Source organism: Streptomyces sp. NPDC020362 (assembly GCF_040642095.1).
Taxonomy (GTDB): Bacteria; Actinomycetota; Actinomycetes; order Streptomycetales; family Streptomycetaceae; genus Streptomyces.
Map to the genome: position 1 here is coordinate 1 of NZ_JBFAET010000102.1, position 17694 is coordinate 17694.

At 73.5% G+C, this 17694-nt stretch carries 12 protein-coding genes; 7 read left to right on the top strand and 5 right to left on the bottom strand.

Annotation, left to right across the window (positions count from 1 at the left end):
* Positions 1–640: 640 nt before the first annotated feature.
* A complete protein-coding gene (locus tag AB0H32_RS29270; protein ID WP_361126304.1) occupies positions 641–1060 on the bottom strand; it encodes a hypothetical protein in 420 nt (139 codons plus the stop codon).
* A 99-nt stretch (positions 1061–1159) separates the two neighbouring features.
* The gene (locus AB0H32_RS29275; protein ID WP_361126307.1) at positions 1160–2371 is read right to left on the bottom strand and encodes a pyridoxal phosphate-dependent aminotransferase; all 1212 of its coding nucleotides are present in this window, start codon (positions 2369–2371) and stop codon (positions 1160–1162) included.
* A 126-nt stretch (positions 2372–2497) separates the two neighbouring features.
* Between AB0H32_RS29275 and AB0H32_RS29280 the strand changes: the two genes are divergently transcribed.
* Together AB0H32_RS29280 and AB0H32_RS29285 are read left to right on the top strand one after the other, a co-directional pair.
* Positions 2498–3190, top strand: a complete 693-nt coding sequence (locus tag AB0H32_RS29280; RefSeq protein ID WP_361126310.1) for a hypothetical protein — start codon at positions 2498–2500, stop codon at positions 3188–3190.
* A 363-nt stretch (positions 3191–3553) separates the two neighbouring features.
* Positions 3554–4384 (top strand): trypsin-like peptidase domain-containing protein, encoded by an 831-nt coding sequence (locus AB0H32_RS29285; RefSeq protein ID WP_361126313.1) that lies wholly within the window; start codon positions 3554–3556, stop codon positions 4382–4384.
* Positions 4385–4400: 16 nt separating this feature from the next.
* Here AB0H32_RS29285 and AB0H32_RS29290 read toward each other — a convergent pair whose 3' ends face one another.
* Positions 4401–6011 (bottom strand): D-aminoacylase, encoded by a 1611-nt coding sequence (locus tag AB0H32_RS29290; protein ID WP_361126316.1) that lies wholly within the window; start codon positions 6009–6011, stop codon positions 4401–4403.
* Between the two features lie 16 nt (positions 6012–6027).
* A complete protein-coding gene (locus AB0H32_RS29295; RefSeq protein ID WP_361126319.1) occupies positions 6028–7305 on the bottom strand; it encodes an alanine racemase in 1278 nt (425 codons plus the stop codon).
* A gap of 125 nt (positions 7306–7430) precedes the next feature.
* Here AB0H32_RS29295 and AB0H32_RS29300 point away from each other — a divergent pair, with 125 nt between their 5' ends.
* The 5 genes from AB0H32_RS29300 (at position 7431) to AB0H32_RS29320 (ending at position 15785) form a co-directional block, all read left to right on the top strand.
* A complete protein-coding gene (locus tag AB0H32_RS29300; RefSeq protein ID WP_361126322.1) occupies positions 7431–8573 on the top strand; it encodes a sugar kinase in 1143 nt (380 codons plus the stop codon).
* Entirely contained in the window at positions 8570–9334 is a 765-nt protein-coding gene (locus AB0H32_RS29305; protein WP_361126325.1) for an IclR family transcriptional regulator, read from the top strand. The genes AB0H32_RS29300 and AB0H32_RS29305 overlap by 4 nt, the downstream gene beginning before the upstream one ends.
* 28 nt (positions 9335–9362) lie before the next feature.
* Complete coding sequence (locus AB0H32_RS29310) at positions 9363–9773, top strand: RidA family protein (protein ID WP_361126328.1); 411 nt, start codon at positions 9363–9365, stop codon at positions 9771–9773.
* A gap of 149 nt (positions 9774–9922) precedes the next feature.
* Positions 9923–11404, top strand: coding sequence for a gluconate:H+ symporter (locus AB0H32_RS29315; RefSeq protein WP_361126331.1), 1482 nt, complete (start codon positions 9923–9925; stop codon positions 11402–11404).
* A 13-nt stretch (positions 11405–11417) separates the two neighbouring features.
* Positions 11418–15785: a CHAT domain-containing protein gene (locus AB0H32_RS29320; RefSeq protein ID WP_361126334.1), complete on the top strand. Its 4368-nt coding sequence runs from the start codon at positions 11418–11420 to the stop codon at positions 15783–15785.
* Here the strand turns inward: AB0H32_RS29320 and AB0H32_RS29325 are convergent.
* On the bottom strand, positions 15766–17595 hold the full coding sequence (locus AB0H32_RS29325; RefSeq protein ID WP_361126337.1) for a caspase family protein: 1830 nt from the start codon (positions 17593–17595) through the stop codon (positions 15766–15768). The genes AB0H32_RS29320 and AB0H32_RS29325 overlap by 20 nt on opposite strands.
* Positions 17596–17694: the final 99 nt, after the last annotated feature.

Consider the following 17694-nt stretch of genomic DNA (forward strand, 5'->3'; position numbering starts at 1 on the left):
CCGCACACCGTTGTGCGGGGCCCACGTCCATGGCGGAGCCGTCGGCTGCGGCTGACCGCGACCGACGGCGAGTCGCCTGCTGTGAACGGTCCTCCCGACGGCGCGTGTGCGTCTCCTGGCGCCGCGCCTGCGCGTCACGCAACGCCGACGCCAGGCGCTCGGCCTCCTCACGCAGCGGGGTGAGCCGCTGTTCCAGGTGCCGTTCGTCGTTGTTGCGGCGTACGAGGCCGAGGCGGGGTGGAGCGCACCGGAGTTGGAGGTCTCCGGGTCGGTGCTCGCGATGCAGGGCGTGCCGGCTGGTCGGCGGGCGCCTGGCTGGACGGGAAGGCGAAGGCGTAGCCCTTGAGGTCAGGGCCCCCATGGCCCGCGACCCCGATGCCTCCGTCCTGACGGTGAAGCCCTTGGCGGCCCACGACGACGTCGGGGGTGAACGGGGGGACACACCCCCGGCACTGCAACGCCCCCCAAGGGGCGCGGGGAACCGCGCGATCAACCACGGAAGACCCGCAGTCGCGAGACGCGCCAAGCCCCTACGGCGAGACGCACCGCGGCCCAAGCCGACGCAGTGTATGGCGCCCGGTCCGCGCGTCGCTGCGGGTGCACGCGGACCGGGGCCGTTCGGGGGACCCCTGGAGCGGGGTCAGTGGGCCGTGCTCAGTGCCTTCGGCCCGGCCAGCGCAGCGGTGTGGGCGTCCATGCGTTCGGCCGAGAGGATCGCTGCCGCCGTGTCGGCGCGCGAGGCGGCGACCACCAGGGCACGGCCCGCGAGCGCGTGTGCCCGCCGGTGCAGGGTCTCGGGCGCACCGGCGGCGGCCGGCGCCGCCCGCAGCGGTGTGCGTCCGCCGCGGAGCCGCGTCACCTCACCGGCGAGCCGCTCGGCGGCCGTGTCCAGGTCGTCGGAGGGGGCGAGGGCGCGCAGCTCGTCGGTGACGGCGAGCAGCGCGGCGAGGTGCCCGGCGAGCTGGATGTCCAGCTCCTCCTCGCGCGACCGGTGGGGAAAGTCGGACGGGGTGCCGGCCATCGTGCTGTGGACCGACTTGGTGCGGATCGGTTCGTACATGGTGGATGGCCTCCTGTGCTCCGACAGGAAGCCATCCTAGCTTGGATTTCGTCTAAAGTTGAGCCATGTCACGGATTGCGGTCCGCCGGTCTCCGTCCGCTACGGCTGGCCGTATCCGTCCAGGAAGTTCCCGATCCGCGTGACCGCGTCCCTGAGATCACCGGCGCTCGGCAGCGTCACCACCCGGAAGTGGTCGGGCTCGGGCCAGTTGAAGCCGGTGCCGTGGACGACCATGATCTTCTCCCGGCGCAGCAGGTCCAGCACCATCTGCCGGTCGTCCTTGATCTTGAACACCTGCGGGTCGAGGCGCGGGAAGAGATACAGCGCACCCTTGGGCCGTACGCAGCTGACCCCCGGAATCTGCGTGAGCAGCTCGTAGGCGACGTCCATCTGCTCCTTCAGCCGCCCGCCCGGCAGCACCAGGTCGTTGATCGACTGTCGTCCGCTGAGCGCGGCGACCACGCCGTGCTGGCCCGGCATGTTCGCGCACAGCCGCATGTTCGCCAGGATCGTCAGACCCTCGATGTAGGAGTCGGCGTGGGAGCGGGGGCCGGAGACCGACATCCAGCCGACCCGGTAGCCGGCCACCCGGTACGCCTTCGACATGCCGTTGAAGGTCAGCGTGAGCAGATCGGGGGCCACGGCCGCCGTGGGCGTGTGCGTGGTGTCGTCGTAGAGGATCTTGTCGTAGATCTCGTCGGAGCAGACCAGCAGGTTGTGCCGGCGGGCGATGTCGGTCAGGCCCCGCAGCATCGCCTCGTCGTAGACCGCACCCGTGGGGTTGTTCGGGTTGATGATGACGATGGCCTTGGTCCGGTCGGTGACCTTGCGCTCGATGTCGGCGAGGTCGGGCATCCAGTCGGACTGCTCGTCGCAGCGGTAGTGGACGGCCGTGCCGCCGGACAGGGCGACGGACGCCGTCCACAGGGGGTAGTCGGGCGCCGGGACCAGGACCTCGTCGCCGTCGTCCAGCAGGGCCTGCATCGCCATCACGATCAGCTCGGAGACGCCGTTGCCGATGAAGACGTGCTCGACGTCCGTCTCGATGCCGATGGTCTGGTTGTGCATGACGACCGCGCGGCGGGCGGCCAGCAGGCCCTTCGCGTCGCCGTAGCCGTGCGCCGTCGAGACGTTGCGGAGGATGTCCTCCAGGATCTCCGGCGGGCACTCGAAGCCGAAGGCGGCGGGGTTGCCCGTGTTCAGCTTCAGGATGCGGTGACCGGCCGCCTCCAGCCTCATCGCCTCCTCGAGAACCGGGCCCCGGATCTCGTAACAGACGTTGGCGAGCTTGGTCGACTGGATCACCTGCATGCCTGTGAGCTTACGGCCCGGTAATGCCTCTCGGGTGGTGTTATCCGCCACTTGAGACTCGGAGGTTTGTGCTGTTATCGCCGGTAGCTGTCCCGGAAGTCGCCCGCGTCTCTAGAATCCGCCGCCATGTCCACCGAACGCGACCACGGGGCGGGGGCGTACGGCGCGCACGGAGCGGACGCCGGGCCTCCCGGCCGCCCGAACGTGTACCACCCGCAGACGGGCCCGGCCCCGTCGTACGAGGAGTACGCCGACCCCGCCTCCGCCCATGGCTGGCACAACAACGCCTACGACGAGACGGCCCAGCTGCCCGCGGTGCCCTCGTTGCCCGCGCCGCGTGAACCCGCCGAGGGCCGTGCGGACCGTCGGCGACGGCAGCGGCGCACGGGCGGCCGCCGCCGGACGGTGATCCTCGCCGGGGCCCTCGGTGCCGCGGGGACCGTCGCGGTGATCGCGGCGCTGGCGGGCGGCTCGGACTCCCCGGGGCCGAACAGGCCCGGTCCGTCCGGCCGCGGGCGCGTCGCCGCCGGCGACTCCGCCGCCGCGAGCCCGCGCACGGACACCGGCTCCGCGTCCGCCGCTGCGGCCGCCGGCACGTCCGTGCCGGACGCGCCGTCCGGGACGTCCGTCCCCCCGGCGGCCGGCACCTTGTCCCGGCCGCAGGCGACCGGCGGGCCGACCGCCTCGGCCCCCGGGGCGGCCCCCACGGCGTCCCGCCCGCCCGCGCCCACCGGTACGACGGCAAGCCCCACGGTCTCCGGGTCCGGCCTCCCCGGCGGCTGGAAGCACGGCCGGGGCGCCGGGAGGCACCACCACTGACCGGCGGGCGGCGCCTTCGCGGCCGCCGGGGACCCGGCGTCCCCGTGCGTCGTCTTCAAGGGCCGCGCTGTCCGGTAGGTCGTCTCCGAGGGGCGGCGCTGTCCCGTGCGTCGCCTTCAGGGGGCCGCGCTGTCCGGTGCCGTCGTCACGGAGCCGGAGGCAGCCGGGGAGCGGCGGGGATTGTCCGCCCCAAGTCGACTGTGTTGCGGCCGAGTTGCTTCGCCCGTCCCGCGTACAGGGAAACCCCTATGACCTGACCCGGCTTCTTGTTCGCACCCCCTCGCAGCATCGAGAATGCGCATGACAACTCAGTGGGCGGCCGGAAGAACTCCGGTCGCCCAAGTCGTAAGAGGGGACCCCCACATGAACAAGCCTCTCCTTGCCGCGCTCTCCTCCCTGGCCATAGCCGGGATGGGTGCGGCACCCGCGGTCGCCGCCCCGCAGGCCAAGGCCCCTGCCGCGACCGTCGACTTCGCCGGCACCGTCTCGCTCAGCAACTGCTCGGGCTCGGTCATCCGCTTCCCCAACTCCGCGGACACCGACCCGGCGCTCGTGCTGACCAACGGCCACTGCCTGGAGACCGGCTTCCCCGAGCCGGGCGAGGTCATCACCGGCCAGTCCTCCAGCCGCTCCTTCGGCCTGCTGAACTCCTCCGGCAACAAGGTCGCCACGCTCCGCGCCAACCAGGTCGTCTACTCGACCATGACGGACACGGACATCACGATCTACCGCACCACCACCACGTACGCGAAGATCAAGAGCTCGTACGGCATCAGCCCGCTCACCGTGCAGGACACGCACCCGACCGCCGGCTCCGCCATCAAGGTCGTCTCCGGCTACTGGAAGCGGATCTACAGCTGCAACGTCGACGGGTTCGTCTACCGGCTGCAGGAGGGCGACTGGACCTGGAAGGACTCGCTGCGCTACACCTCCGCCTGCAACACCATCGGCGGCACCTCGGGCTCGCCCGTGATCGACACCACCACCGGCAAGGTCGTCGCCGTCAACAACACGGGCAACGAGGACGGCGAGCGCTGCACCGAGAACAACCCCTGCGAGGTCGACGAGAACGGGAACGTGACCGTCCGCAAGGGCATCAACTACGCCGAGGAGACCTACATCATCCCGGCGTGCTTCACCACCGGCAACAAGCTGAACCTCGACGCGTCCGGCTGCACCCTGCCCAAGCCGTAACCCCCGGCCGGGACGTTCACACGGGCGTACGGCGGACCGACCGGCCCGCCAGTACGTCCGTGCGCCGGCCGTCCTCGATGACGAACCGGCCGTCGACCAGCACGTACGGGATGCCGGCCGGCAGGGTGCGGGGCTCGGCGAAGGTGGCGCCGGGCGCGACCGTCTCCGGGTCGAACAGGACCAGGTCGGCCCGGTGGCCCTCGCGCACCAGCCCGCGATCCGGCAGCCGCAGCCGGGCCGCGGGCCGCCCGGTGAGGTGGGCCACGCACTCCTCCAGCGTGAGTACGCCCAACTCCCGTACGTAGTGGCCGAGATAGCGCGGGAAGGTGCCGTAGGCCCGAGGGTGCGGCTTGGCGCCCTGCAGGATGCCGTCGGAGCCGCCGGTGTGGGTGCGGTGCCGCATGATCGCGCGGACGTTCTCCTCGTGACCGACGTGCTGGAGGATCGTCGTGCCCAGCCGGTCCTCGGCCAGCAGGCGGCGGGCGGTCGCCCAGGGGCTCTCGCCGCTCCGCGACGCCGCCTCCAGGACCGTACGGCCCACGAGATCGCCGAGGCCGGGGTTCGCCACGCCCGCGATCTCGATCGTGTCCCACTCCACGGGCACCCCGTGGCAGCCGTCCGAGCCGGTCACCTCCAGGTCGTGCCGGATCCGCTCGGCCGTCGCCGGGTCGGCGAGCCGGGCCAGGATCCCCTCGGGGCCGCCCTCGCCCGCCCAGCTCGGCAGCAGCGCGGCCAGGGTGGTGCACCCCGGGGTGTAGGGGTAGGTGTCCAGCGTGATGTCGGCGCCCGAGTCCAGGGCCCCGTCGAGGAGGGCCAGCAGCTCGGGCGCGCGGCCCTCGTTGACGCCGAAGTTCATGGTGGCGTGGGCCAGGTGCAGCGGACAGCCCGCCCGGCGGGTCAGCTCCACCATCTCCGCGTACGCCTCCAGGGCCCCGGCGCCGTAGGAGCGGTGGTGCGGGCAGTAGTAGCCGCCGTACCCGGCCACCACCCGGCACAGCTCGGTCAGCTCGGCGTCCCCGGCGTACATCCCGGGCGTGTAGGTGAGCCCGGAGGACAGGCCGACCGCACCCTGCTCCAGGCCCTCCGCGACCAGCTGCCGCATCCGGTCCAGCTCCGCGGGCGCGGCCGGCCGGTCCTCCCAGCCGACCGCGAGCGCGCGGACCGTGCCCTGCGGGACGAGATAGGCGGCGTTGACGGCGACGCCCTCGTCCAGCCGGTCGAGATACTCGCCGACCGTCCGCCAGTCCATGTCGATGTCGTCGCCGTACCCGTTCCAGCCGGTGATCGCCCGGCGGACCTCCTCCCGCGTGCGGTCGTCCACCGGGGCGTACGACAGACCGTCCTGGCCGACGACTTCGAGCGTGACCCCCTGCGCGGCCTTCGCGCTGTGGTCGGGATCGCGCAGCAGGGCCAGGTCGGAGTGGGCGTGCATGTCGATGAAGCCGGGGGACAGGACGAGCCCCTCCGCGTCCAGCTCCCGCCGCGCCCGGGGCCGCTGGCAGCCCGCCGCCGCGGCCTCCTTGACGATCGAGACGATCCGGCCGCCGTCGACCACGACATCGGCGCGGTAGGAGTCCGCACCGCTGCCGTCGACGACGTCCGCGTCCCGGATGACCAGGTCCTCCACGGCGCTGCCCGCCTCCCTAGAAGAAGGTGCGGATGTAGTCGACGACCGTCCCGTCCGCCTCGGCCACCGGGATCAGCTGCCACTTGTCGAACGACGTGCACGGGTGGGACAGGCCGAAGCCGATCCAGTCGCCGACCTCGACGTCCGCCTCCGGGGCGGTGCCCAGCCAGAGGTGCTGGTCGGACAGGGCGGTCACCTCGATGCCGGTCGCCGGGTGCTCGGTGCCGTCCCGGCGCACCACGTGGGCCACGGGGTGGTCGAGGTCGTAGGCGGCGTCCCGCTTGCCCGCGTTGACGAAGGCCTGCTCGGGGGAAGGGCGGGAGACGACCTGCGCCCACAGCCGGAACGCGGGCTCCAGGGCGCCCTCCTCGGGCACCCGGTTGAACGGGGTGAGCCTGCTGTAGTGCACGTCGTCGTGCGAGACGTACGCGCCCGAGCGGAGCAGCTTCAGGACGGGGAGCGAGAGTGCGGGGACCTCCGCGAAGACGTCGGCGACCGCATCGAACCACTCACTGCCGCCGGCGCTCAGCACGATCTCCTCGGCCCCGGCGAACCGCCCCGCCTTGTCGAACTCGGCGGCGAGAGCCACCAGTCGCCGCAGCCAGTCGCCCACCCGGTCCGGCGACGCCCCCGGAACCTGGGCCTCGTAGCCCGCCACGCCCACCAGCCGCAGCGTCTCCACACCCGCCACCGCGTCCGCGACCGCCGTCGCATCCGCGCCCGTGCGCACGCCGGTGCGCGCACCCTCGCCCGCGCCCACCTCCACCACGACGTCCACCGGACGGGCGGCGCCGCGCAGGGCCGCGTCCATCAGCTCGACCCCGCGCACGGAGTCGACGTAGCAGACGAAACGGAAGGCGGGGTCGGCGGCCAGGTCGGCGGCGATCCGGCGCAGGGCGGCCGGGTCGACCAGCTCGTTGGCCAGGAAGATCCGCTCGAAGCCGAACGCCCGGGCCACCCACACCTGGTGCGGTACCGCGAGGGTGATGCCCCACGCCCCGTGCTCGATCTGCCGCCGGAAGAGCTGGGGTGCCATGGACGTCTTGCCGTGCGGGGCGAAGGCGAGGCCGTGCCGGGCGGCGTACGTCTCCATGAGCTGCAGGTTGTGCTCCAGGCGTTCGGCGGAGAGCGCGAGCACGGGGGTGGTGAAGCCGTCGGTGAAGAGGTTGCGGCGCTGGGCCGCCAGCTCGGCGACGGTCAGCCCCGCGGCATCCGGCGGGAGGCCCTTGAAGCGATGGTCGACGCGTTCCCCGGCGAGCCGGGCGAGCGCTTCGGTACCGATTTCGCGAGCCATGGGACCTCCCTGATCTGCTGCGTTGCACATAATGCAACATCCATTGCGCATGTCGCTCACAGCTGTCTAACATCTCGGCCAACACGGGGTCAACGGACTCCCGCCACCGAGGAGCTACGACGATCGTGACCGGAGCCCGCAACGCCCCCCACATTGTGGACGTCGTGGCGCTCGGCGAGTCCATGGTCACCTTCCTGCCCACCCGGCCGGGCCGCCTCGCCGACGTCCCCGCCTTCGAGCGGACCATCGGGGGAGCCGAGTCCAACGTGGCCTGCGTGCTGGCGGCCTGCGGCCACTCCGCCCGGTGGGTGAGCCGGGTGGGGGCCGACGGGTTCGGGCAGCACCTGGTCGAGCGGATCGCCGGGTACGGCGTCGACACGAGCGCCGTGAGCATCGACGCCGACCGGCCAACGGGGATCTACTTCCGCACCGCGGCCGACCGGGCCACCGACGCGCACGAAGTGGCGTACTACCGGGCCGGGTCGGCGGCCTCCGCGATGACCGTCGAGAACGTCGACCTGGCCGCCGTACGTGCGGGGCTGCTGCTGCACCTGTCCGGCATCACGGCAGCACTCTCCGGCGACTGCCTGGAACTGATGCGCGAACTGACGGCCCCGCGGCCCGGCCGCCCACTGGTCTCCTTCGACGTCAACCACCGGCCCGCGCTGTGGCCGGACGCCGACGGGCCGCGCGTACTGCTGGAACTGGCGCGGGGCGCCGACATCGTGTTCGTGGGCGACGACGAGGCACGCCAGGCGTGGGGGCTGCACGGCGGCCGGGCCATCCGGGAAGCGCTGCCCGAGCCGGAGATCGTCGTAGTGAAGCAGGGCAGGGGCGGGGCGACCGTGTTCGACAGGAACACCGAGGGACTCGAGGACGCCGACGGCACCGCGACCTTCGTCCGGGCCCCGAGGGTCGACGTCGTCGCCCATGTCGGCGCCGGGGACGCCTTCGCCGCCGGATTCCTCTCCGCCACCCTGCGCGGTCTGCCCCCGCGAGAGCGCATCCGGCACGGGCACCTGATGGCCGCGGCCGCGCTCACCACGCCCGGCGACCTGGCCGTCCCTCCCACCCGCCACCCGGCCACCGCCCCTCAAGGAGCCTCCCCCGGAGCCGAACGCCTGGGGGGACCCCCATCGCGGCGCCCCTCCTGGATGAGCCACGCCGACCGCCTGGCCGCCCTGGACGACGAGACGTGGGGGAGACTTCGACTCGGCCCCGGCTGGACGCAGGCCGGCGAGGCCACCGAGGAGGCGAACACCCCATGAGTCAGACCGTCGACCGCGCCCTGAGCATCCTGCCGCTGCTCGCCGAGGGCCCCGCCGACCTCGGCCAGGTCGCCGACCGGCTCGGCGTCCACAAGTCCACGGCCCTGCGCCTCCTGCGCACCCTGCACGAGCACGGCCTGGTCTACCGCCAGTCCGACCAGCGCTACCGGCTCGGCGCCCGCCTCTTCGCCCTCGCCCAGGAGGCGATGGAGAACCTCGACATCCGCGAGATCGCCCACCCCCACCTCGTCCGCCTCAACGAGAGTTGCGGCCACACCGTGCACCTCGCCGTGTACGAGGAGAACGAGGTGCTCTACATCGACAAGGTCGAGAGCCGCTACCCGGTCCGGATGTACTCCCGGATCGGCAAGCCCGTGGCCATCACGGTCGCCGCCGTCGCCAAGCTGCTCCTGGCCGACCTGCCCGAACCCGAGCGCCGCGCCCTCGCCGACAAGCTCGACTACCCCCTGTACACGGCCCGTTCCACCCCCAACGCCGCAGCTTTCCTGCGGGAGTTGGAGCAGGTGCGCGAACAGGGATGGGCCACCGACCTCGGCGGCCACGAGGAGTCCATCAACTGCGTCGCGGCCCCCGTCCGCGGCGCCGACGGCCGGGTGGTCGCCGCGATGTCGGTGTCCGCGCCGAACGTCGTCGTCACCGCCGAGGAACTCCTCACCCTGCTCCCGCAGGTGCGCCGTACCGCGGACGCGATCAGCGGCGAGTACTCCGGAAGGACGCCTGCGAAGGGCATCCCCGAATGACCGAGACACCAGCGAAGGGCACCTGCGCATGACCGAGAAGATCGCGCTCACCCCGAAGACCCACACCACCCCGCCCGCGAAGTTCTCCCACGGTGTCAGGAAGGGCAACATCCTCCAGGTCGCCGGCCAGGTCGGCTTCCTGCCCGCCGAGGAGGGCAGGCCCCCGACACCGGCCGGTCCCACCCTGCCCGAGCAGACCCTGCAGACCCTCGCCAACGTCAAGGCGATCCTCGAAGAGGGCGGCGCGAGCTGGGACGACGTGATGATGATCCGCGTCTACCTCACCGACGTGGACCACTTCGCCGAGATGAACGAGATCTACAACGCCTACTTCGAGGAGCAGGGCCTCACCGCCCCGCCCGCCGCCCGCACGACGGTCTACGTCGGTCTGCCGGCCGGCCTCCTCATCGAGATCGACGCCCTCGCCGTACTCGGCTGAGCCCCTGACACTCCCGCACCTCTCGCACGTCCCGCACGGCACGGCACCCTTCCGGGCTGCCGTGCCGCGATCGAGCCTGCCCGGCTGCGCCCGCGGGGGGACACCCCCCAGTCCCCCCGGAACCATGCACTCAAGCAGAGGACCCCCGTATGTCCTTTCCGCTCGCCGCAACCGCCCCCGCCCCCGCGACACCACCCCACACCGGCGGCCTGCTGCTCCTCCTCGACGGCACCGCAGGCCTGCTCACCGTCGCCGCCATCGGCATAGCCCTGCTGCTCTTCCTGATCATTAAGGTCCGGCTGCAGCCCTTCGTCGCCCTGCTCGCCGTCTCCATAACCGTCGGCCTGCTCGCCGGCCTGTCGGTCACCGAACTCTTCGGCACCGTCCAGCGCTCCGACGCCGTCTCCACCGTCGAGTCCGGCATGGGCGGCATCCTCGGCCATGTCGCGATCATCATCGCGCTCGGCACGATGCTCGGCGCGATCCTCGAAGTCAGCGGCGGGGCAGAGGTGCTGGCGTCCCGTCTGCTCGGTGTCTTCGGGGAGCGGCGGGCACCCCTGGCCATGGGCCTGACCGGCCTGATCTTCGGCATCCCGGTCTTCTTCGACGTCGGCATCTTCGTCCTCGCGCCCCTCGTCTACGCGGCCGCGAAGCGCTCCGGCAAGTCGATCCTGCTGTACTGCCTGCCGCTGCTCGCCGGCCTCTCGATGACCCACGCCTTCCTGCCCCCGCACCCCGGGCCGGTCGCCGCCGCGGGGCTGCTGCACGTCCAGCTCGGCTGGGTCGTCCTCATGGGCGTCGTCTGCGGCATCCCCGCCGTCCTGGCCGCCTGGGCGTACTCCGCCTGGATCGGCAGGCGGATCTTCGTCGCCGTGCCGCAGGACATGGCCGAGGCGGCCGAAGAGGCGAAGCGGGCCGTCGTCGCCGAGCAGCGCGCACAGGGTGTGGAACCGCAGGAGAAGCCGGTGCCGCTCGGCACGGTTCTCGCCATCATCGGTACGCCGCTCGTCCTCATCCTCGCCGCCACCTTCTCCTCGATCGCCCTCGACCCCTCCACCGGCCGCTCGGTCCTGGAGTTCTTCGGCAGCCCGTTCGTCGCCCTCACCCTCGCGCTGCTGCTCGCCTACTACCTGCTCGGCATCCGGCGCGGCTGGTCCCGCACGTCCCTGGAGTCCGTCTCGACGGCCTCCCTCAAGCCGGTCGGCAACATCCTGCTGGTGGTCGGCGCGGGCGGGGTGTTCGGCGCGGTCCTCAAGGCGAGCGGGGTCGCGCAGGCCCTCTCCGACACCTTCCACGGCGTCGGCCTGCCGGTGATCGTGCTGTCGTACCTGATCTCGCTGGTGCTGCGGGTGGCCCAGGGCTCGGCCACGGTCGCGATCGTGACGACGGCGGGCATCGTGGCGCCCCTGCTCGCCCAGGACCACCACTCACAGGCCTTCGTGGCCCTGGTCATCATGGCCATCTCGGCCGGCTCCATCTTCGCCTCCCACGTCAACGACGGCGGTTTCTGGATGGTCGCCAAGTACTTCGGCATCAGCGAGCGGGACACGCTGCGGACCTGGACCGTGCTGGAGTCGGTGCTGTCGGTGGCGGGGTTCGCGGTGGCGGGGGCGGTGAGCCTGTTCCTGTAGGCAGTATGGGTACGTGACCTCCTCCGCCTCCCGGTCGTCCGGTCCCCTCGGTGACCTCACCGCCGAACGCGACGCCGTACTAGACGAGTTGGCCGGGCTCAGTGCCGGTGATCCGGAGACGGCCGAGCTGTGCGGGTATGCCGGAGAGCTGAGCCACCGGCTGTACCTGCTGCGTGACGACGACGGCCGGGACGAGGAACTCGCCCTGGCCGTCGAGGCGTTCGAGCACGCCTTCCGCAGCCCCGGCGCCGAGCCGCTGTGGTCGGCCTGGCGGGTGCGGTTCGGTCATCTGCGGGGTGTGCAGTACGAGGACGGCGGCGAACGGCGGCTGCTGGAGGAGGCCTTCGCGCTGCTGCGCGCGGGAGTGGAGGAACTGCCCGACCAGGAACCCGAGTTCGCGTGGGAGCGAACGTGGGGGCGGCACGTCCTCGCCGTGTGCACCAAGCTGCGCTGCCTCGCCGACCCCGACTCCGCCGAGCTGCTGGAGGAGGCCCTGCGCCGGCACGACGAGGCCCTCGAGGACGTGGAGCCGGGCAGCGAGGAAGAGTCCGACCTGCGGGCCGGAGCCGGATACCTGTCCATGCAGCGGGCCCTGCGGCACGGGGATCTCGACGCAGCCGACGCCTCGGCCCGCCACTACCGCGCTCTGCTCGCCACCGCCCCGCCCGCCGAAGTCCCGCACCTGGGCTACAGCCTGGGCCTCGCCACGATGGTGCGCGGCCGGGTGCGGATCGACCGGGAAGAACTGGAGGCCGCCCGGGACGCCTTCGACACCGCGCTCACCGAGGCCCGGCGGGCGGGCGGACCCGAACCCCACTGGGCGTTCGAGGCCGAGGTCAACGCCCTCCTCGTACGGGCCATGATCTGGGCCACCTGGAAGGACGTCGGCCACAGCCTGGCCGCCGAGGTCGAGCTGCGGAGCCTGCTGGAGCGGCCCGGCGCCGAGGAGCAGCTGCTGCCGCAGTACCTGGACATGTTCGGGCGGCTGCTGTACGAGCGGGCCGCCGCCCGTGACGACGCCGAGGGCAGGGACCGCGGTATCTCCCTCGTCCGCCGCGCCCTCGACACCTGGCGGCCGGAACGGGACGGCGACATCGGCGCCACCGCACTCTTCCTCGCCCTCTTCCAGCAGTCCCGGCACCACGACGACCCCCGTCCGGACCGCGCACAGGACGTGCTGCGCGCCGCCGGACTCGTCCTGGACTCCGCAACCGGCAACCACGACCTGCTCCAGTCCGCCCGCATGCTCGACGGCTGGGCCCGCTTCACCCTCGCCGACCACGGGGTACTGCCCGAGACCGACGGATGTCCGGAAGGTCTCGACACCGAACGGCTCAAGCAGACCTGGGACGCACTGCTCGACGACATCCGCGAGGGCCGGGCCTTCGTCGACTTCGGGGAGGAGGAGTTCCTGCAGGGTCTCGGACGGGACGTCGTCGGAGCCCACCGTCGCATCCAGGGCTTCGAACAGGCCCTCGCCCGGCTGCGCTCGCTCGAACCTGGCAGCCCCGGCCGGGCCCAGCTCGCCTCGCTGATGCTGAACAACCTCACCCTCCTCGACCCCGAGGGCACCCACATCACCGCCGAGCACCGGCGGGAGCTGACCCAGGCGGTCCTGGAACGGGCCGAACGGGACCCGGCCTGGCGGGGCCCGGCCCATGCCATCACCGGCGTCGCCCGGCTGCACGAGGAGATGAGCAGCGGCTCCGGCGCCGGGTTCGACGAGGCGCTCGCCCACTTCGACCGGGCGGAGGCCGACGGCGGCCTCGGCGACGAGCCCGGCTACGCCCTCGCCCTCGCCCGCTTCCTGGCCCAGACCCAGCGCGGCCAGACCGGCGGCGCCGACGACGACATGGAGGCCGGCGCCGCCACCTGGCGCCGGCTGCGCTCCGACCCCGCCCTGCCCGCCCATCTGCGCACCCTGATGGACCTCCAGCAGGCGGGCTTCGACGCGCACGCCGCCATCCGGCGCGGCGACCTGCCCGACGCCGACCGGCACATCTCGGCGCTCACCGAGGGGCATGCCGCGCTCAGCGACGAGGACCCCTCCCGCATCGAGATCCTCACCCACCTGGAGAACGCCCGCGCCGGCCGCGACAACCTCGCCCGGCACCTCGGCGTCCCCCCGCTGCCCGCCCTCCCGGCCCGCCCGAGCGCGGCCGAACTGCGCCGCCAGGCAGGGAGGCTGCCCCGCGACCACCGCGCCTGGGTGCTCGGCGACAACGGCATGACCCGGTTCGTGCACGCCGCCGCCCGGCAGGACGGGCCGGGGATCATGGCGGCCACCGGCCTGCTCCGGGAGGCCCACGAGCTGTGCGAACCGGGCAGCGACAGCCGCCTGCGCTACGCCAACGGCCTGGGCATCGCCCACTGCGCACTGTCCGAGCTGGAGATCGACCGGGTGCGCCGCAGGGAACGCCTGGCCAAGGGCATCGCCCTGCTGAAGGGCGCCTTCGCGGAGACCGGCGGCCCCGAGCACCGCCTCCACGCCGACACCGGGCTCGCGCTCGCCCGGGCCCTGCGCACCCGCGACGACCTGCACCGCCGCGACCGGGACGGCGCCCGCGCCACGGGCCTGGAGTCGCTGCGCGGCCACGCCTGGGCCGCGCTGCTGCAGTCCGGCACCGACCATGCGACGGTCGCGGCCGCGCAGGCCACCCGGGCCGCGCTGGAAGTGGCCGGCTGGTGCCTGCGCGACGACCGGCCCGAGCAGGCCCTGAGGGCCCTGGACGCCTGCCGGGGCCTGGTCCTGCACGCGGCCCTCACCTCCGCGACCGTCCCCGACCTGCTCACCGCCACCGGCCACACGGACCTGGCGGACGAGTGGCGGGCCGCCGGAGCCGACGCGAGCGAGCAGGCCACCGACCCGCTCACCGCCGCCCGGTCCCCCCTCACCGTCCCCAGCACCCTGCGCCGCCGTGTCCTGGCCGCGCTCACCGGCACCGACGCACCCCACCAGGCCCGGCTCCTCGACCCGCCGGCCCCCGACGAGATCGCCGAGGCCTTGCGCGCCCTCACCAAGGACGCGCTGGTCTACCTGGTGCCGGCCACCGAGGACACCCCGGGCACCGCCCTGGTCGTCACATCGAGGGGCGCGGTCCACGCCGTGCCTCTGCCGACGCTGACGGAGGACGCGGCACCACTGAAGGAGTACGGCCCGGCACAGGGCCCGTCCCGCGAGGGCGACCCCGCCGACGGCGACCTCGCCGACGGCGACCTCGACGGCGGCGACTTCCGTGGTGGCGACTTCCGTGGTGGCGACTTCCGCGGGGGTGGCTCCCGCGGGGGTGACGTCCGCGAGGGTGACTTCCGCGGGGGTGGCTCGCGCGACGGCCACTCCCGTGAGGGCGATTTCCGTGACGGCGACCCCGGAGGCGACTCTCGTGAGGGCGACCCCCGCGACCTCGGCCCCCGCGACCTCGGCCCCGTGCCCGGGCGGCGTCCCACCGCGCCGTCCTCCCTGCGCGCCCAGCTCGACCGGCTGTGCGGCTGGGCCTGGTACGCGGCGATGAAGCCCCTGCTGGAGGCCTTCGAGATGCCGGCCGGGCGGATGCCCAGGTTGGTGCTGGTGCCCATGGGCAGGCTGGGGCTGGTGCCCTGGCACGCGGCCTGGCAGCAGGGCGGGCCGCGCGGGCGGCAGTACGCGCTGCAGGCCGCCGAGATCTCGTACGCAGCCTCGGCGCGCCTGCTGTGCCAGGGGGCCGCCCGGCCCGCCGCCGAGCACACCGGCGCGGCGCTGATCGTCGGCAACCCCACCGGCGATCTGCGGCACGCCGGCGAGGAGGCCGACGCCGTCCAGCGGGCCTTCTACCCCGAGGCCCGCTTCCTGGGCCGCCGCACCACCGGCCCCACCGACGGGCCGGGCACCCCGGGCGAGGTGCTGCGCTGGCTGCGCGAGGCCCCGCAGGACGGAGGCGTGCTGCATCTCGCCTGCCACGCGTCCGTCGCCGAGAACGCCCGCCGCAGCGCCTACCTCTCCCTGCACGACGGACAGCTGGCGGCCGAGGAGATCACCGGGGCGGGCGGCGAACGGCTCGGTCTCGTCCTGCTGGCCGCCTGCCGCAGCCATGTCTCGGGCCGCGGCCACAACGAGGCCTACACCCTCGCCACCGCCTTCCTCGCGGCCGGCGCCCGCTCGGTCGTCGGCTCGCTGTGGCCGGTCCCGGACGAGGCGACCTCGGTCCTGATGTTCCTCACCCACCACTTCCTGCGCACCCACGGCGAGCCCCCGGCCCGGGCCCTGCGCCGGGCCCAGCTGTGGATGCTCAACCCCGACCGCGAACCACCGCCCGAGCTGCCGGGGTTCCTCGCCGACCGCGCCCGCCGCACCGACCCGCACGACCTGAGTGCCTGGGCCGGCTTCACCCACCTGGGCCACTGACCCCCCGCGGCGCGTGGGGCACCAGTGTGCGCAGCGGGACGGTCACCGCCGTCCAGCGTCCCGCCGCCCCGAGCACGGGCCCCAGGACGCGGCGGCCGGTGGCCGCGTCCCACGGGGGCAGCCGGAACGGCACCGTGTTCAACTCGCGGTCCGCGACGATCAGTTTGAGCCAGTCTCGCGCCTCGGCGCCCGGCACCGCCGCCCGGGAGGCGGGCAGCGACAGATGCACGGGGTCGCCGTCCAGCGCGTGCCCCGTGTGCCCCGGGCCGATGAAGTGCCCGGGAAACAGCACCGGATCGGAGGCGTAGCCGTCGGTCAGATCCAGCAGCACGCACCACAGGGTGCGGTCGGGGGAACGATTGTGCAGCCGGATCGACACCCACGGCGGACGCGGGCCGGAGGGGCCCGCGGTGTACGGGCAGACCAGCTCACCGGCCGCGTCCGGCCGCAGCGGCTCGTCCGAGCCCCACGGGACGATCTCCAGCTCCACCAGCCCGTCCAGCAGTGAGGGCCGCGGCGCGAGGTCGCGCAGCTGGTGCCAGCGGGTGAGGTGGGCCAGGCAGTCCGCGACCCGCCCGGCGTCCCCCCGGCCCCCGAACGGCAGGGGCGCCGTGAACTCGCTGCCGTCGCGCCGCAGGACGTACGCGCGCCCGTCCCGCACCCGCACCCCGAAGTGCAGCCCGTGCGCCTGCTCGGGCCCGTCCACCAGCCGCACCAGCGACCCGAGTTCGCCGGCCAGCAGCTCTCTCTCCTCCGGGGAGCCGTCCACCGTCGCACTGGCCGGTGGCAGCGCGACCTGCGACAGCGCGACCGGATACACCCGCTCCGGCTCCGGCTCCCAGTCCACCGGCGCGACCAGCGTCCGGGCGGCCGACACCTCCAGTGCCCGTACGACGCCACGGCCCGGCCCCTCGTCCAGCGCCGCGAACAGGGTGCCCTGCGCCGCCGCACCGCCCTCCCGCAGCCCGTGCACGGCACCGCAGTCCACCTCCCAGCCGTCGGCGCCGTACCGCAGCAGATGCGGGCTCGCCGCCCGGGCGGCGCCTCCCAGCAGCGGCCGGTCGGCGGGGCCGCCCGGCAGATCGGGGAAGAGCACCGGATGCTGGGTGCTGCCCGCCCGCTGCACCCGCGCGGCGGCCCCCGCCAGCAGCTCCCGGCAGGTGGCACCGGGCCCGGCCGCGCGCACCGCACCGAGCAGCGCATGCGTGAACGCCCCGTGCCGGTGCCCCTCGAACCAGCCCTCGTACGACGGCTCGTCCAGCCGGCTCGCCGCCAGCAGCACATGCCGGGGCGGCCCGCCCGGTCCGCGTGGCTCCCGCCCGCCCAGGTCCCAGCCGGGCCGGGGCGGCGCGTAGCGCTCGGTCAGTTCCGCCTCCCGCGTCGCACCCCCCGAGTGGCAGCAGTCCAGAACCGCGGTCACCTGCGCGCCGCCCGCCGCGACCCGGTCCAGCAGCGCGCCGAGCCGCTTGTCGGGCAGCGGCCCGTCCACGCACACCAGTGCCTGGTTCAGACCCGTCGCCTCGATCAGCAGATCGGCGCCGGTGGCGGTCTCCTGCGTGCCGTGCCCGGAGAACCAGAGCAGCGCGGTGTCCCCGGGACCGGCCGAGCCCAGGTGCCGCTGCACCGCGTCCGTCACGGCCTCCACGGTCGCCCCGGCGTTCAACAGGACGGTGACGTCGGCCTGTTCGCCGGCCAGCTCCGTCACCAGCCGCTGCGCCTCGGCGATGTCGTTCACGCAGCCGCCGAGCGCACTCGCCACGGACGCCGGATAGTCGTCGATGCCCACCAGGAGCGCCTTGATCGTGCCCATGCCGGAGAGTTTGCCAGGGTCGCAGGGGGGTCAATACGACGTACGGAGATGCACTCTTGACGTGACGTCACTAACCTTCACCTTCCGTGCATCGCACAA

Coding starts and splice junctions, on each gene's coding strand:
- AB0H32_RS29305 (WP_361126325.1), top strand. CDS start 8,570: ATGAGTCAGACCGTCGACCGCGCCCTGAGCATCCTGCCGCTGCTCGCC.
- AB0H32_RS29275 (WP_361126307.1), bottom strand. CDS start 2,371: ATGCAGGTGATCCAGTCGACCAAGCTCGCCAACGTCTGTTACGAGATC.
- AB0H32_RS29310 (WP_361126328.1), top strand. CDS start 9,363: ATGACCGAGAAGATCGCGCTCACCCCGAAGACCCACACCACCCCGCCC.
- AB0H32_RS29315 (WP_361126331.1), top strand. CDS start 9,923: ATGTCCTTTCCGCTCGCCGCAACCGCCCCCGCCCCCGCGACACCACCC.
- AB0H32_RS29295 (WP_361126319.1), bottom strand. CDS start 7,305: ATGGCTCGCGAAATCGGTACCGAAGCGCTCGCCCGGCTCGCCGGGGAA.
- AB0H32_RS29270 (WP_361126304.1), bottom strand. CDS start 1,060: ATGTACGAACCGATCCGCACCAAGTCGGTCCACAGCACGATGGCCGGC.
- AB0H32_RS29285 (WP_361126313.1), top strand. CDS start 3,554: ATGAACAAGCCTCTCCTTGCCGCGCTCTCCTCCCTGGCCATAGCCGGG.
- AB0H32_RS29280 (WP_361126310.1), top strand. CDS start 2,498: ATGTCCACCGAACGCGACCACGGGGCGGGGGCGTACGGCGCGCACGGA.
- AB0H32_RS29325 (WP_361126337.1), bottom strand. CDS start 17,595: ATGGGCACGATCAAGGCGCTCCTGGTGGGCATCGACGACTATCCGGCG.